Raw genomic sequence first — 15,935 nt, 5'->3', positions numbered from 1 at the left:
GTTTTTGTTTCCTGAGAAACTTTCTGAGGCTGAACCAAGAAAATAGTAGTAACGTAAAACAAAATTTTTATGTCTAAGTTTAAAAAGAAAAAAAGCGGCGAATTATCAGCTATTTCTACAGCTTCGTTACCAGATGTTGTATTTATGTTACTTTTCTTTTTCATGGTTGCAACGGTAATGCGTTAAAATACTTTTATGATCGAAAATAAATTGCCGTATGCGAATTAGGTAGAGCAATTGGATAATAAGAGTTTAATTATGAATATTGATGTTGGTAAACCTAGTTCAAGACCTATGGCTATGGGTTCAAAAGCGAGAATCCAGCTTAATATATAAATTTACCGAAATAAATGAAACAAAAGCTTTTGTTTAGGCCGAAAGAACTTCTAAAAGAGAAGAGTTACGTTCATTGTCAATTGCTTCTTTAAGAGTGGATAAAGATACTAATATGGGATTGGTTGGTGATACCAAAAAAAGAATTAGGAGCGAGGTTGCGTTTAAAATTAATTACACTACAAAGAACAGCATCTGATTACTTTCAACCCTAAGATATAGAGAGTATATTGCAGAGATTAAATAAAAGACCTGTTTTCGAACAGTTTTTTTGTTATCATTCTTTTGTTTTTATTGAGTTTACATAGTTTTTAAAGAAATAGATTTATTTTAGTACCCTATATGAAAAAGTTATTATTCATTTTCTGTTGTAGTTGGGGGTCTATTTCTCTAGGACAAGATACTGGACTAGAGCCTGATCAAAACAAAGTTATAGATTCGCTTTATCGAGAAGATCAATTTTATGTAGGGATAACATATAATTTGCTTTTTAATCGACCAGCGAATATAAACCAATCAGGTTTTTCTGTAGGAGTCCATATGGGATTTACAAGGGATATGCCGATCAACAAGAGGCGAAATGTTGCCTTTGGTCTAGGTCTTGGGTATTCTGTTAATGTATATAATCAAAACCTTTTTATAGGAGAAGAAGAGGGTACAGAACAGAGTGTATTTATCAATTTGGATGGTGAGGATTTTGACAGGAATCAATTTACTACACATCTGATAGAAGCTCCGTTAGAGTTTAGATGGCGTACTTCTGTTCCTGAGACTCACAAGTTCTATAGAATCTACACGGGTTTCAGAGTAGGTTATTTATATCATTTCAGTTCTAATTTTAAACAATCAGATCTTCAAATAAGGCAAACAAAAGTAAATGAATTAAATCGGTGGCGATTTGGTGCTACATTTACCTTTGGATGGAACACTTTTAATTTCCATTTTTATTACAGCTTAAATTCTTTGTTTGATGATAATGCAGAGATAGATGGAAATACAATAGGGTTAAACCCTGCCAAAGTTGGACTAATTTTTTATATCCTATAACCAAAAATTAACCAGGGTTAATTGAGGGATGACACCAATCAAAAAACCCAATATAAGTTCAAGGTTGCTATGAGCTTTACAATGCAAACGAGAAGTAGCTACTAAACCATTCGCAATCATCAGTGTAGTAATAAGTAATATTAGGTTCATTCCGAAATGTATACTTAGTGCAATGGTGAACATAGTTACACCACTAATTCCTATCATGTGCAGACTTGCTTTAATATTAAACAGGATCATAAAAATGGAGCTTAGCATAGAGAACAAAATTCCTAAAAAGAAAAAATATAACTCTGGGTAGTGGTATACGTCTATAATCATTTTTATAACGACTATCAACAAAATAGATTGCAGTAATAAAGGGATTTTACGTTGTTTTACATTTTCCAGATCGATAGATGTAATGGTACCCATATTCCTAAGAAAGAAAAACAGTATGATAGGGATAAAAATAGTTAATATGGTCAGGCCTACCATTTTTGCTTTTATAATATCTTCCGGAATAAATCTAGGTGCAGCAGCAAAATATATAATTGCTCCAAGTACAGGCATTAAAAGCGGATGAAAAATGTAAGAAATGCTTTTCAGAAAAAAGTTCATCAAATTTTTTTTCGTAACCTTGCTACAGGAATTTCTAATTGTTCCCTGTATTTGGCTACAGTTCTTCTAGCGATCGGGTACCCTTTTTCCTTAAGGATTTTAGCAAGTTTTTCGTCAGTCAACGGTTTTTTCTTGTCTTCTTCACCAATCGTTATTTCTAATATTTTTTTTATCTCGCGGGTGGAAACCTCTTCACCTTCAACATTAGTCATAGATTCAGAAAAGAACTCTTTGATCAACTTGGTCCCGTAAGGAGTATCTACATACTTACTATTAGCCACTCTGGATACGGTACTTACGTCCATACCAATCTCATCGGCAATGTCCTTAAGGATCATAGGTCTTAAGTTACGTTCGTCTCCACTAAGGAAATAACTTTTTTGATAGTGCATTATTGCACTCATGGTGATAAAAAGCGTTTGTTGGCGTTGTTTTACAGCTTCTATAAACCATTTTGCAGCATCCAGTTTTTGTTTTATAAACATAACTGCATCTTTTTGAGATTTAGATTTTTCCTTACTAGCCTTATATCCTTGTAGCATATTATTATATTCTCTGGATACGTGGAGCTCTGGAGCATTACGGCCATTTAAGATAAGCTCTAATTCACCATCAACAATTCTTATAGTAAAGTCGGGGACTATATGTTCTACCATACGCGTATTACCCGCATAGGCTCCACCTGGTTTAGGATTTAGATGCTCAATCTCATCAATTGCTTCCTTTAGTTGCTCTTCGGTAACGTCAAATTTTACCAGAAGTTTTTCATAATGCTTTTTACTAAAATGATCAAAAGCTTTTTTTAGTATTTCAGAAGCTAATTTTATAGGGATAGTTGTCTCTTTTCTATCGAGTTGCAACCATAGGCATTCTTGCAGGCTTCGTGCACCTACACCCGCTGGATCCAATTGCTGCACTGTTTTTAAAACGCTTTCTATTTTTTCTTCAGAAGTATATACATTTTGAGTAAACGCAAGATCATCTAAAATATCAGGAATAGTCCTTCTTATATAACCACTTTCATCTACGCTACCCACCAAAAACTCTGCTATCTCACGTTCTTCTTCGTCAAATCTATATGTGTTTAATTGATTAATTAAATGTTGATGAAATGATGTCCCTGATGCATAGGGTACGCTTTTATCTTCGTCGTCAGAACTATAATTGTTAGAACTTAATCTATAGCTTGGTATTTCATCATCACTTAGATATTCATCAACATTAATGTCGGTTTCTATTTTTTCATTTCCATAATCATCCTCGGCAGTATTTTCGTTGCTAAATGTATCCTCATAGTCATCTGCTTTTTCTTTACCACTATCCAGTGCTGGGTTTTCTTCCATTTCCTGTTTAAGTCTTTGTTCAAAAGCTTGTGTAGGAAGTTGAATCAGCTTCATGAGTTGAATCTGCTGTGGGGATAGTTTTTGTGAAAGCTTAAAATTTAATTGTTGTTTTAGCATAAAAAAAATCAATGTTCTTCTACTTACAAAAATAAACAAAAAACACTGTTTTTAAGGAAGTATTAGATGGTTAGTTTATTTAATGAAGTTGTTAAATCACCATATTTTAAATAGTGATCATGATTTCATTTTGTTGCTAGATCAATAAACGAGCCAAAAGGTAATTACAATATATCACAATGATACTTCTTTTAGTATAAAAGTATCCTAAATAAAATAAAGTTGCTTGGATGAGTGAGTGCTTATCTCTTGCCAAAACTGAAATCAATTGAAGCAATTGATTTGGCGATATGGATCCCAGCCTACGCTGGGGGGACATGAAGTGTTATAGGCTAAGATATAAACGTTGTTTATAAAACAAAGCTCACAAACTTAATATGTTTTGTCATTCCTGCTCAGGCAGGAATATATTAAGGTAATTGATTTGAGGATATAGATCCCAACCTATGCTGGGTTTATCTGAAGAAATTTCAATTTAAGGTGTAAAAATCTTGCTTTTGATAGCATAAATAACCAAGCCTGTTCTGTTTTTGAGATTTAACTTTTCAAAGATAGAATCTCTGTATCCTTCAATGGTTTTTGGGCTCAAGCACATATCACTGGCAATTTCTTTGTATGTCTTTTCTGTACAAGCATGTTTGATAAATTCTACCTCGCGCTCTTTAAGCATGACTTGTTTTTCTTCTTTTGGGTTTAGGGAACCTAATAATAGATTGGTTACATCTTTAGTATGATAAAAACCTGTTTCTTGTACCTGTATTAATGCATTTTCCAGGATACTTTTTTCTGTATCTTTTAAGAGGTACCCTTTAGCACCAGCCCGCAACATTTTTAAGATAGTATTTTCGTCTTCTTCTACAGATAGTGCTAATACTTTGACCTGAGGATATTGTTCTTTAAGCGCTGCAGTAGTCTCAATCCCATTCATGATGGGCATATTGATATCCATTAGCACAATATCGGGTATGTTTTTTGGGTCTTTAAAGCGGGTTAGCAATTCTTTACCGTTTTTGCAGATATATAATATTTTAAATTTATCAAAGCCATTAACTAATCCAGATAATGCCTGAGACAGTAAAATATGGTCTTCTACGATTACTACTGAATATTTCATACGTCTAAATGTTTTTAATTAATTGAAAACAAATGAATTAAAAAATTGAGAACGTATGTAATCGCCACGCTCTCACATTAAAAATTTTAAACATTTCCTTTTGTGAAGAAACTTTTAAAATTTGTTAATGTTCGTTTCATGTGTTTATTGTATTTGTGTGAATGGTTTGTACTTACAAAGTTAGCTAACTTCGTTTGTTGTTGTGTTCATATTTTCCTTTTTATAATAATAAATAAGGTTCATTTCGGTTCCTTTACCTTTTTCAGAAGTAATCGAAACCTCTGCGCCAATTAATTTACATCTATTTTGTATGTTGCCGAGGCCAATACCTTTTTTTGTATTAAAATCATCACTGTTAAAACCTATCCCGTCATCTTTTGCATGTATAACCAGTTTTTCTTTGTTATATGCCACATCTACATGTAAGTTCGAGGCTTTAGAATGTTTGATAGTGTTAGTAAAAAATTCTTGCAATATTCTAAAAATTATAATTTCAATTTTATCATCTAGTGGTTCTATTTCTTCATTACTGATTATCGATGCATTAATGAATTGCATTCTATTGAATCGCTCTATCTCTAAAGTTATCGCCTCGGTAAGGTTAAGATTCTTTATCGCCTCGGGGTTAATCAATTTTGATAACGATCGTAGCTCTATCAAGCTTTTGGTGATCGTATCGGTCACTTCTTGTAATTTATAAGGATTATCTTGTGCGATACTTACCTGTATTTTGGCCAAAGTTAGGAGCTGACCAATGTTATCGTGCAGCTCCCAACTTATATTACGCAAGGTTTCTTCTCTAATTTCGATCTGGGTCTCTGCAATAGCGGTTTCAAACTTTTTCTGAGCTTCTTGTTGTTGCATGAGTAATGTGTTTTTTCTTTTCTGAAAAATTAGGAAAAGAAAAATTATGATGGCAATGAGCATAATAAGTATAAAGCTCGCGATCAGTATAACTGTTTCTTGTTGCTCCATATAAAGCCAATAATAAAACAAAGATTTAAAATAATAATAAGCAAATAATTGATAGCAAATAAAAAATTAAACCCTCCTGCTTTTGCATAGTAGTTAAGTGCTATTCTGAAAGGAATACTTCCAGCATAAAATAGAAGTAGACCAACACTAATCCAGAATAAAAGATTTTTTTTGGTGTGAAGCACTTTCTCCGTTCCTAAAATTTCTACAAAATAAAATATTACTGAAAGAATTAAAAAGGAAGAAGCCATAATAAACGGTATGGTTTGAGATTCGATCAAATAGTTTTCATAAAAACCGTTTATTGTAAATAACGTTATATATGTACCTATACTATATTTTACAATTTTTTTTCTTACTGAGTCTTTTATGACTAATCTATATGTATTTAATAAATAAGTAAAACTTATTAAATAGAATAAGTTAAACAGTAATGCATTGTTTCTAATTCCAAAAAACTCTCTCATGATATAAGCAGAAAATTCACAAATAACTATGAACCATAGATAAATTAAAAAATACCTAAGAATAGAATTTTTATATTTATAATAATATAAAGTCCCAACAATCGCCGTAATTAATTCAATTACTAATGAAGAGAAGTTTCTCAATAAAATTAAAGTTTCTTGATCCACAGTTTTTTTAATTTTCTATTCTATATCTGATGGAGGAGGGCTAAGTTGACCTGCATTCCTTGCCTGTGATTGCGCTCCATAAAACATCTCTGGATTCGCTGATAATATCGATAGTATTGAAGCTTCTTGTGGAATTCCTTCTTTAGTCGATCTCAAATTACCAAATTTGGGGTCTTTAATAGTGTCTAAAACGCTACTCAAAGGCACAGCCGTGGTCTTCTCACCAGATCTTACAATGGCATATGACAAATCTCCTTTCTTATCTCCTATTTTAAATTTTGTAGTAGGGTTAAAAAATAAGGTTTGTCTGTAGTTTTTATCTTTATTTCCTACATTTTCATATTGTCCAAAGTAAAATCTTAATTGAGATATTTCAATTTTAGCGTCTTTCGCGTTATTTTGTATAAAATCTAAATAGTCAATTAATTCCTGATAATCAAAAGAAACAGCTCTAGAAGCTATAAAGGTAGAATCTCCTGTTCTGCCACGAGTATATCGTTGTATGGTGGCATCTAGATCATCAAAATTATGATAAAAGTCCAGAATTTCATTGAAAGTCAAAGTTTCAACCGGGTTTCCACTAGGTGGATATGGACCTAGATCTGGTTCTTGTTTTCCTATGATTAAAAATGCGGCGATTGCACCGACAACAGCAACTCCTATATATTCTAATGGGTATCTTTTAATTCGTTGGAAAAAGTTCGTTTTGCTTTGTTCATTGTTTAATTCGTCTGCCATGGTTTAGGATTTTTTAAGATGTTAGTGATTTTCTGGCCATTGCCAGAATGACAATTAGTTACGTTTTCAATTTAAAAATACTATTATTCTATAGTTTTAAAAAGGGTATCACAATATTTGTTAAAGAAAGTATAAGGTAATCCTCTGTTAATTAAGGAGTTTTGTAAGGATTTCTAATGTAGGAAAGGAAAAATTACACTTGTAAAAAGGGGTGAAAACCCCTATTAAATTAAGGGAAACAACTCTTCTCCTATTCATAAGCCGATATTTCATACTTTTTCTGATGGCAAAAAAGCTCCTACGAAAAAAGGTAACAATTTTCATAAAACGATATGAAAAGCTTTTCGCTACCCTAAAAACCCCCTATAATTTTCGTGTAAAAGGAACTATATTTTTCGTTTTCAATATCATTTCTATACTACGAAATCGGTTGCGACTGAAAACCTGATATTTTCAAAATTCCGGCTTTAATTTTAAGTTAAAAAACAATTTTTCCGAAAACGTTTTTGGTAAAATAATTGTTAAATCAACACCGCTCGATTGGTTCATTTTATTGCCTTGTATACCTTCAGGATAAAGCTTTTATAACCACTCTAATTTTCGAAAAAATAAACCCAAAGTGTCATCTAATAAGTAGTAATTATGAGAAAAATTTATGTAGTAGTCGCCATTATTATAGGCCTGTACTCTTGTACATTTGATAAAGATCATCTGGATTCTAGTAATGAATCTATAGAAGCGGCAGCAAAAAACAGTTCTACGAATGTAAAGCTCATAAGGGCCTGGACCTCTAATAGTAGTAGCCCTGTGGGACAACGATACGTAAGACGTTTTGTCGTAAAAGTAAAAAACCTGGCATTTCAAAAACAAGTAGCTATATATCATAGTACTACTAGTGATGAATGGGTTGATATTCCCTTAACGTTTCAGCAACAGATTGGAAATAATGAAGAGATTTGGGCTGGCGAGGTAGCGCCGGATACAGAAATCTATAGTAATGAATTTGTTGTAAAGTATAGCGTAAATGGAAAAACGTATTGGGACAATAACAACGGTTCTAATTACAATATATCTACCAATATTGGAGCATACTTGGCTCCAGAAGTTGAAGTTTCTGTAGATACTTATTTTACGAGATTTGCGGGTACTTACTTTGCTATTAATGTAGACGCAAGAAGAGACTATGGTTCGCCGGGAGAAGTAGAAGCGGTATATACAACAGATAGCTGGGCAACTACACAACGAGTTTCTTTAAGCTATCAACGATATTTTAGGGTTGGGTATTCAAATTATATCTTAAGCTCAAATCAATTCGACATAGATAAATGGGAAACTTCGATAAGCTTTGATTCCAGTGTTCAGAATATCGAATATGCTGTGGTTTATAGAGTGGGTGACCAGGAGTATTGGGATAATAATTATGGTAAAAATTATAAGATATCAAAGAGATTTTGATTCGTTAAAAGATGAATTCATCAAGGAAGTCTGCTTTGCAATATGAGACATGGCAGACTTCTTATAATAAAAGTTCCATTTTTATATTACTGCGCTTGTAAAGAGGATTATCTTCTAGAGGTATTTCTTTGAAGCCAAATTTAGAATAGATATAAATGGCATTTTCAAGGATTCGGTTTGAATACAGAATTAGTTTCTTCCAATCTTGTTTTTTAGAAAAATTAATACAATATTCCAATAGCTGTTGTCCTATTTTATACCCTTGAAATTTTGGCGAAACGGCCATTTTTCCAAGTTCGTATACACCGTTTTCTATTTTAATTAAAGAAAATGTTCCGGCAATTTCTTCATCTACTTTGGCAAAGAAAATATACCCTCCTTTATTAATAATGGTTTCTTCGCATTGCTCTAATAGTTCTTTATCCAGAGGTTCTACAACAAAATATTTTTCTAACCATTCTATATTAAGACGAGCAAAATCTTTTGCATATTTTGAATCGAATGGAATGATTGAAGCTTTCATGATTTTAGAATTTTTCATAATGCTGTATTATAATTTGGGTTAAACCAAGCCATATGTATAGGTGTTTCTAAACTTTGGTCAAGATTTTTAATTTTTTGATATTGTTTTCCTTCATTCATAAAGCCTAAAGTTGAGTAAAATTGAATAGCATTCATATTTTTCTCTCTCACAAATAGTTCGATGCGAAGAATATGTGGAAACTCTTCTTTTATAACTTCTAAAAATTCAGTAAAAAGTAATTTTCCAATTTTTTTTCCTTGAAAATCCGGATCAACTACGATGGTGAGATCTGTAAGAATATGCCTGAACGCCGACAAGTTAGGCTGATAAGCATGAATTTCGGCAATAACACGATCTGGATCCTTGGGGTGAGAAACTGCCAGGATAAGTCCGTCATCAATACTTTTGTTTACAAAGCGCTGGATGTAGTTAAGGTCGATTTCTTCATAAACCCGTATAATACCGCCGGGTTGTTGACTTACTCTTTTATATAAAGCAAGAATACTATGGGTGTCTGATATTGTTACCTGTCTTATGCTATGCATTTTCGTTATATTTCTCGAGTATTCTTTGACTTAAAGACTTATGTTCTAACTGATTTTCAAGATAGGTTAAATGGCGTGTTAGACTTGTGGCACTTCCCTCGGTTAACCATTTTACCTGTTCATCGATTACCTTCCACAAAGGTTGAAGTTGTCGATGCATCTCTTTCCCTTTTTGAGATAGGCGAAAAAACTTTTTTCTCTTATCTATAGGGTCAATTTTATAGTGTACCAACTTTTTGTCGGTTAGTTTTTTTAATGCTTGGGTTATAGCAGGTTGGGTGTATTGTAATGCTTCCTGTATATCTGTTGTGGTTGCTGATTCTTGATCAATGATTGTCTTAAAAATCGGAAACAAATAGGGGTCAAAGTCTATGTTATGGGTGGTATAAACCACCTGAATCTCTTTCATCATAAGTTCGCTTAACCGTTTTAATCGTGATCCTAATCCCAACTCGCCATATTCCTGTAATTTATCTTGCATAAGTATTTATATAAGTACTTATGTAAAAATACTGATTTTTTTCAACTTATTGAAATAGGGGATAGAAAAAACCCCAAGATTTACCACCTTGGGGTATAGAATAGGGTTGTATTTACTATTAATTTAGTAAGTATAGCATGCATCCAAAAATTAATAGTATCATCAAGCCAAGTGCGATTAAGTTTTTATGAAAGACCACTTTTCTTTGTCTCTTGAGTTTCTCTCTTATTTTGGCAAGAGAATCTTCTGAAACAGGTGCTACTTTGATTCCTTGACTTTCTTTATCTGATGTGGTCCACCCATCAAAAGCTTCACGTTTATTACGCCTGCTATTGTTTTTGAGTGATGTGATCATTGCTGCGGTTGCTCCTCCAAATCCCATAATAAATTAAGTTTAAGTTAGACAATTTCTATTCCGGCCTTCAAATTCTGAAAGCTTTAGTAGCTTATAAAATGTTTTAATAAACGGTAGAGTAGAGAACGATAAGTTCCCTTATACTTTCTCGAGAGTTCCTTAAGAATATGAACTACTAGTACCTCGAGAAATTAATAATCTGCTCAGAATATTCTTCTAATAAAATTCCGATAGAGTTTAATGAGCCTTCAAGTTCATTGAGATCTAGATTAGCAATCTGAAGCGTGTCTCTAAAAATTACTTTCTCCCCTGTTTCATCCAAAACAAAAGCTCCATGAAGAATATCCCTGTTTTTCTGTAATAAATTACGATAAACAGTTTCACTTTTATTCTTGATATTACAAATGTACTGTTCCATGATTAGAATAGGCGGAGAAACACCAAGAATCAAATTCTTGATTCCTTTCGATGCTTTGCTGATCATGAAAATTCCTTCTCTGTCATTTTCATGAGTGATATCATAGTGAAGTTGTAGTAAATAATCTTTTACTACTTTATAATGATCTTGCATTAGATTATTGTTTTGATTGATGAATAATTTAAATACTTCTGACCTCTATAGGTCTATTAATATTACAAAAAGTAACAAAAGTTTTGGATGATATCTTTGGCTAAATTAGCAAGAAATAGTATTAGAGTGATCATAATTACGAATGATTTAAGTTAGTAAATAATGTGATGTGCTAAAATTTTTAGTATAATATCTCTCACTTCTTAAAAAAAGAATAAAATTATCAAGTATTTCTACTAAAATTAGCTTTTTGATCGAATATTAGCTAATATTGTTAGTGTAAATGTACAATTATTTTTTATAATTGCAAATAAAATTAGCAATAATGTCTTATTTTGGAAAAAATATAAAGAAAATTCGTGGCGTAAAGAGCTTGAGTCAGCAGGCATTTGCAGAGCTTTTTGATCTGAAAAGGGGTACTTTAGGAGCTTATGAGGAGGGTCGAAGTGAACCAAAGATTGAGACTATTATAAAAATTGCTAACTATTTTAGCATTCAAATCGATGATTTGTTGACTAGCGAATTAACGGTAAATCAATTACTGAAATTCAAAGGAGACCTTACCACATATGCCCAAGATGTAAAACGAGAACAGTTTGCATCCATTCCGTGTATTACAGAAAATACATCTAGTGATTATATCACATATTTTAATAAAGAGGGCTTTGTCAAAGAACTTCCTGCCCTGCAACTTCCTTTAAATCCTACAAAAGAATTCAGGGGGTATACGGTTACTAATCTTGAAATGACTTCGCATGACAAAGGATTTTATCCCAAGGATGTTGTGATAGGAGAGAAAGTACCGTCTACCATCATCAAGAAGCTGAATAATGGTACTTTGGTTTTTGTGTTGGTAGATAATAAACTAATTTTTAGAAGACTCTACTTAACCAAAGGAAATGCTGTCCTAAGAGCGGATCATAAAAATATAGAAGATGAAGAGTTTCCGATTTCAGATATAAAGGAACTTTGGAGGGTACGGTATGTTTTCTGCAGACGAATTCCTGAGTTTGGAGATCATGTGGAAGAAAAATTACTCCTTATTGAACAAGAGTTGATGAAGATGAAGAACCGATTGTCGTAATGCTAATTTAATACATGAGAAAAATCTAATTATTTTAAAAGAGGTGCGTACGTTTTGGGGATTCCTTAAATGGTCAATGTCAGAAATAGTTAATTTCTTATGTACACTTAGTTATTCAATGAAAAGAAGATTTGTTTACAACCAACAATCGATACAATCGAAAATCATTTTAAAAACAGATTACAGATCAAATTAAGGGTATTGATGAAAAAATGATGATACGTTCTTCGAATACTCCCGACTTCAGAAAATGGATAGAGCACTAATTCCTTAAATTCTATATAATTTTATTATTTAAGTTGCTATCTTTATTACAAAGTGAAACGATGTTCCTTGTTTACAAAGACCTTTACTATTTTATATTCGATATCTCTATTCATTTTACAAGCAAATACGACTTGTCTAAAAAATTATTCATAAGAGTAATAAATGACTAAATAAGTATTATTTATAGAATTAACAAATTTAATAGTTAAAAATTATTGTATTTTTAAGAGGTCTAAAATTATAAACTCTTTAAACTTTTAATATGGAAAAAAGTAATCACACAGAAACATCACCTAAAGGTAGAGTATGGGACATTAATGATAGTGAGGCAGCATGTCCTTTTCTTAATGGAGCCCATAAGAAAAGTGCGGGTGGGGGCACATCCAATCGTGATTGGTGGCCAAATCAATTAAAATTGAATATTCTGCGACAACACTCTTCGTTGTCGAATCCTATGGGAGAAGAATTCGACTATGCCAACGAATTCAAAACTCTTGATCTTGAAGCCTTAAAAAAAGATCTTCATAAACTGATGACTGATTCTCAAGATTGGTGGCCTGCAGATTATGGTCATTACGGGCCGTTTTTTATTCGTATGGCATGGCATAGTGCCGGTACGTATCGTATTGCAGATGGACGTGGAGGTTCTGGTTCAGGTAGCCAACGTTTCGCACCATTGAATAGCTGGCCAGATAACGGTAACCTTGATAAAGCACGCTTGTTGCTATGGCCTATAAAACAAAAGTATGGTAAGAAAATTTCATGGGCAGATCTTATGATTCTGGCAGGAAACATTGCTTTAGAATCTATGGGATTTCAAACTTTCGGTTTTGCAGGAGGACGGGAGGATATTTGGGAACCCGAAGAAGATATCTATTGGGGATCTGAAACGGAATGGTTGGGTGACAAGCGATACGAAGGTGATCGCGAACTTGAAAACCCGCTAGGTGCCGTACAGATGGGACTGATCTATGTAAATCCAGAGGGGCCAAATGGTAATCCGGATCCTGTTGCATCTGCTAGGGATATCCGTGAGACCTTCGGAAGAATGGCAATGAACGATTATGAGACCGTTGCATTGGTAGCAGGAGGGCACACTTTTGGAAAAGCTCATGGTGCCGCAGATCCAAGCAAATATGTTGGTAGAGAGCCTGCGGGAGCGACTATCGAAGAACAAGGATTGGGCTGGAGAAATACATTTGGCAGTGGTTTTGGCGATCACACCATTACTAGTGGTATTGAAGGTGCATGGACCACTAAGCCAACACAGTGGGATAATGAATATTTTGATGTGCTATTTGGTTATGAGTGGGAGTTAACCAAAAGTCCTGCCGGTGCTCATCAATGGAAGCCCACGGCAGCTTCTAAGGCAAAAATGGCTCCTATGGCTCACGATCCATCTAAGACACAGGATTTGATGATGACTACGGCAGATATGGGATTAAAAATGGATCCTGATTACGAAAAAATTGCCAGACACTTTCACCAAAACCCAGAAGAATTTGCCGATGCTTTTGCTCGTGCATGGTATAAATTAACGCATCGTGACATGGGGCCTGTATCTCGTTATCTTGGAGCCGATGTTCCTGATGAGGAATTGATCTGGCAAGATCCTGTTCCCGAGGTTACTCACAAATTAATTGATAAAGAGGATATAGAAAATTTGAAAAATAAGATACGCTCTTCAGAATTATCTATTTCTCAATTGGTATCTACGGCATGGGCATCTGCATCTACTTATAGAGATTCTGATAAGCGTGGAGGAGCCAACGGTGCACGCATTCGTCTCGAACCTCAAAAAAGTTGGGAAGTCAATAATCCAGACCAACTCTCAAAAGTATTAAAGGTCTTAGAAGATATTCAACAAGATTTTAATACTGGTCATTCTGGCCATAAAAAAGTTTCACTAGCTGACTTGATAGTTCTCGGGGGATGTGCCGGTGTAGAGCAAGCGGCAAAAAATGCTGGTTATGATATCACTGTACCATTCGCACCAGGAAGAACAGATGCGTCGAAAGAACAGACAGATATAGAATCGTTCTCTGTACTTGAACCAAATGCTGATGGATTTCGTAATTATGTGAAAGATAAATATGATATCTCGGCAGAAGAAATGCTTATTGATCGATCACAATTACTTACACTAACAGCTCCAGAGATGACAGTGCTTGTTGGTGGGATGCGCGTTCTTGATACTAATGCTGATCATTCAAAGCATGGAGTATTTACAAAGCGTACAGCATCTCTTACTAATGATTTCTTTGTAAATCTACTGGATTTAAGTACCACCTGGAAAGCAGTTTCTGAGTCTGATGATGTTTTTGAAGGACGTGACCGCAAAACAGGCGAGCTTAAATGGACAGGTACTCGTGTAGATCTCATATTTGGATCTAATTCAGAGTTACGTGCATTGGCAGAAGTTTATGCATGCGCAGATGCTCAAGAGAAATTTGTAAATCATTTTGTTAAAGCTTGGAGTAAAGTTATGGATCTTGATCGCTTTGATTTAGCCTAAGATTATTATTACATCTCCTAAAAAATATAGTTTATGGGTGGTTTGATCGCAACCACCCTTTTTTAAGTAAGAACTTGATTATTAAAATGATAAAATTCTGATAATTATAGTGTGTTCAAGTTTTTTTTGATATTTTAAAATGAAATTCAGAATACATATTTAATAAAAATATATTACCCAATGGATACTATTTTTAATGCCATTAGATCAGGAAACCTAGAAGAAGTTCAAGCTATTTTGAATAAGAACCCTCAACTTGTTCATCTAAAAGACGATAGAGGCTCTAGCCCCTTACTTTTAGCTTCTTATTATGGATTTGAAGATATTACTAAAGCCATTCTTAGCCATAATCCTGATATCGATGCCAAGGATAGCTCAGGAAATACAGCATTAATGGGTGTTTGTTTTAAAGGTAATTATTCGGTTGCCAAATTGCTTATTGAGGCAGGAGCTAATGTAAATGAGAAAAATTTCAATAATGCCACAGCTCTTATCTATGCAGCAACATTTGCACAAAAAGAAATCATTAAATTATTGGTAAATAACGGAGCAGATATTTCTGCTAAAGATAATACTGGACACACTGCAGAAATGCATGCAAAAAATCAAGGTTTAGAAATTTCAAAATTAATTAATCTTACCTAGTGAACCCAAAAAAAGACATAGTAGATATTAAATCTGTTACTATAAGATCTTTACATATCAATAGACGATTATTGATGTCTTCGTCTACTGCTGCAATTTTCGAATCTTTTTTAAAAGAAAATATAGGAGATGAGGTTTTGGTGGTTAATACAAATATCGGAATGGAAGTCTATTATTATTCTAAAAACGATTATAGTACCTTTATTAAAGAAAGTGTTCTTTTATACACTTTAAAGCATATTGATCAATCAAAACTAAAATTTAGAAATAATTCGAGTAGAGAAAAAGTTTACCAAAGCTTTTGCGAAGCATTAATGACCTTTGCTCAATATCCTCAGATTTTTCTGGCATATACTAAAAAGTTTATTCATATCAAGGAAAAAAATAAGTCAAATAAACATTTGATACCTATCCTTAATAAGTTTTTTGAGGAAGTGCTCAACGTACTTAAAGAAACTAATAGGATGCCACATTCTGAAAAGATAGAAAGAGCCAAAAATAAATCTCAGAAACCAAGCCCCGATAAACAGATTATCCAGGATTTAATCTCTGAGATTTTATTGAAGAAATATTATAACTAGTTCTTATTATT

At 33.4% G+C, this 15,935-nt stretch carries 17 protein-coding genes and 1 pseudogene; 7 read left to right on the top strand and 11 right to left on the bottom strand.

What is annotated here, in order from left to right:
• Positions 1 to 69: 69 nt before the first annotated feature.
• Together ACFSJT_RS18310 and ACFSJT_RS18305 are read left to right on the top strand one after the other, a co-directional pair.
• A pseudogene (locus ACFSJT_RS18310) lies at positions 70 to 532 on the top strand (ExbD/TolR family protein).
• A 143-nt stretch (positions 533 to 675) separates the two neighbouring features.
• Positions 676 to 1,380 (top strand): porin family protein, encoded by a 705-nt coding sequence (locus ACFSJT_RS18305; RefSeq protein WP_378321786.1) that lies wholly within the window; start codon positions 676 to 678, stop codon positions 1,378 to 1,380.
• Here the strand turns inward: ACFSJT_RS18305 and ACFSJT_RS18300 are convergent.
• From ACFSJT_RS18300 to ACFSJT_RS18275, 6 genes are all read right to left on the bottom strand, one after another.
• A complete protein-coding gene (locus ACFSJT_RS18300; RefSeq protein WP_378321785.1) occupies positions 1,375 to 1,980 on the bottom strand; it encodes a hypothetical protein in 606 nt (201 codons plus the stop codon). The genes ACFSJT_RS18305 and ACFSJT_RS18300 overlap by 6 nt on opposite strands.
• On the bottom strand, positions 1,980 to 3,440 hold the full coding sequence (gene rpoN / locus ACFSJT_RS18295; protein ID WP_378321784.1) for an RNA polymerase factor sigma-54: 1,461 nt from the start codon (positions 3,438 to 3,440) through the stop codon (positions 1,980 to 1,982). Before rpoN ends, ACFSJT_RS18300 begins: the two co-directional genes overlap by 1 nt.
• 475 nt (positions 3,441 to 3,915) lie before the next feature.
• On the bottom strand, positions 3,916 to 4,554 hold the full coding sequence (locus ACFSJT_RS18290; protein ID WP_378321783.1) for a response regulator: 639 nt from the start codon (positions 4,552 to 4,554) through the stop codon (positions 3,916 to 3,918).
• Between the two features lie 180 nt (positions 4,555 to 4,734).
• Entirely contained in the window at positions 4,735 to 5,418 is a 684-nt protein-coding gene (locus tag ACFSJT_RS18285; protein WP_378321782.1) for a sensor histidine kinase, read from the bottom strand.
• A gap of 83 nt (positions 5,419 to 5,501) precedes the next feature.
• A complete protein-coding gene (locus ACFSJT_RS18280; protein ID WP_378321781.1) occupies positions 5,502 to 5,996 on the bottom strand; it encodes a hypothetical protein in 495 nt (164 codons plus the stop codon).
• A gap of 183 nt (positions 5,997 to 6,179) precedes the next feature.
• The gene (locus tag ACFSJT_RS18275) at positions 6,180 to 6,902 is read right to left on the bottom strand and encodes a hypothetical protein (protein WP_378321780.1); all 723 of its coding nucleotides are present in this window, start codon (positions 6,900 to 6,902) and stop codon (positions 6,180 to 6,182) included.
• A gap of 642 nt (positions 6,903 to 7,544) precedes the next feature.
• Between ACFSJT_RS18275 and ACFSJT_RS18270 the strand changes: the two genes are divergently transcribed.
• Positions 7,545 to 8,357, top strand: coding sequence for a hypothetical protein (locus tag ACFSJT_RS18270; protein WP_378321779.1), 813 nt, complete (start codon positions 7,545 to 7,547; stop codon positions 8,355 to 8,357).
• A 61-nt stretch (positions 8,358 to 8,418) separates the two neighbouring features.
• On the opposite strand, the gene ACFSJT_RS18265 is transcribed toward ACFSJT_RS18270, so the two are convergent.
• The 5 genes from ACFSJT_RS18265 to ACFSJT_RS18245 form a co-directional block, all read right to left on the bottom strand.
• A complete protein-coding gene (locus ACFSJT_RS18265; protein WP_378321778.1) occupies positions 8,419 to 8,898 on the bottom strand; it encodes a GNAT family N-acetyltransferase in 480 nt (159 codons plus the stop codon).
• Positions 8,895 to 9,425 carry a GNAT family N-acetyltransferase gene (locus tag ACFSJT_RS18260; RefSeq protein ID WP_378321777.1) on the bottom strand — a complete coding sequence of 177 codons (531 nt, stop codon included), beginning with the start codon at positions 9,423 to 9,425 and terminating at the stop codon, positions 8,895 to 8,897. Before ACFSJT_RS18260 ends, ACFSJT_RS18265 begins: the two co-directional genes overlap by 4 nt.
• Positions 9,418 to 9,906 (bottom strand): MarR family winged helix-turn-helix transcriptional regulator, encoded by a 489-nt coding sequence (locus tag ACFSJT_RS18255; protein WP_378321776.1) that lies wholly within the window; start codon positions 9,904 to 9,906, stop codon positions 9,418 to 9,420. The genes ACFSJT_RS18260 and ACFSJT_RS18255 overlap by 8 nt, the downstream gene beginning before the upstream one ends.
• Positions 9,907 to 10,024: 118 nt before the next feature.
• On the bottom strand, positions 10,025 to 10,288 hold the full coding sequence (locus ACFSJT_RS18250) for a hypothetical protein (RefSeq protein WP_378321775.1): 264 nt from the start codon (positions 10,286 to 10,288) through the stop codon (positions 10,025 to 10,027).
• 148 nt (positions 10,289 to 10,436) lie between these two features.
• Entirely contained in the window at positions 10,437 to 10,832 is a 396-nt protein-coding gene (locus ACFSJT_RS18245) for a YbjN domain-containing protein (protein ID WP_378321774.1), read from the bottom strand.
• 325 nt (positions 10,833 to 11,157) lie between these two features.
• On the opposite strand from ACFSJT_RS18245, the gene ACFSJT_RS18240 reads away from it, so the two are divergent.
• The 4 genes from ACFSJT_RS18240 (at position 11,158) to ACFSJT_RS18225 (ending at position 15,924) form a co-directional block, all read left to right on the top strand.
• A complete protein-coding gene (locus ACFSJT_RS18240; RefSeq protein ID WP_378321773.1) occupies positions 11,158 to 11,916 on the top strand; it encodes a helix-turn-helix domain-containing protein in 759 nt (252 codons plus the stop codon).
• Between the two features lie 529 nt (positions 11,917 to 12,445).
• The gene (gene katG / locus ACFSJT_RS18235; protein WP_378321772.1) at positions 12,446 to 14,698 is read left to right on the top strand and encodes a catalase/peroxidase HPI; all 2,253 of its coding nucleotides are present in this window, start codon (positions 12,446 to 12,448) and stop codon (positions 14,696 to 14,698) included.
• Between the two features lie 180 nt (positions 14,699 to 14,878).
• On the top strand, positions 14,879 to 15,343 hold the full coding sequence (locus ACFSJT_RS18230) for an ankyrin repeat domain-containing protein (protein WP_378321771.1): 465 nt from the start codon (positions 14,879 to 14,881) through the stop codon (positions 15,341 to 15,343).
• The gene (locus tag ACFSJT_RS18225) at positions 15,343 to 15,924 is read left to right on the top strand and encodes a hypothetical protein (protein WP_378321770.1); all 582 of its coding nucleotides are present in this window, start codon (positions 15,343 to 15,345) and stop codon (positions 15,922 to 15,924) included. Before ACFSJT_RS18230 ends, ACFSJT_RS18225 begins: the two co-directional genes overlap by 1 nt.
• Positions 15,925 to 15,935: the final 11 nt, after the last annotated feature.

The organism is Aquimarina celericrescens (assembly GCF_042682765.1).
Lineage (GTDB): Bacteria > Bacteroidota > Bacteroidia > Flavobacteriales > Flavobacteriaceae > Aquimarina > Aquimarina celericrescens.
This window is presented reverse-complemented; position numbering and strand designations above follow the sequence as displayed.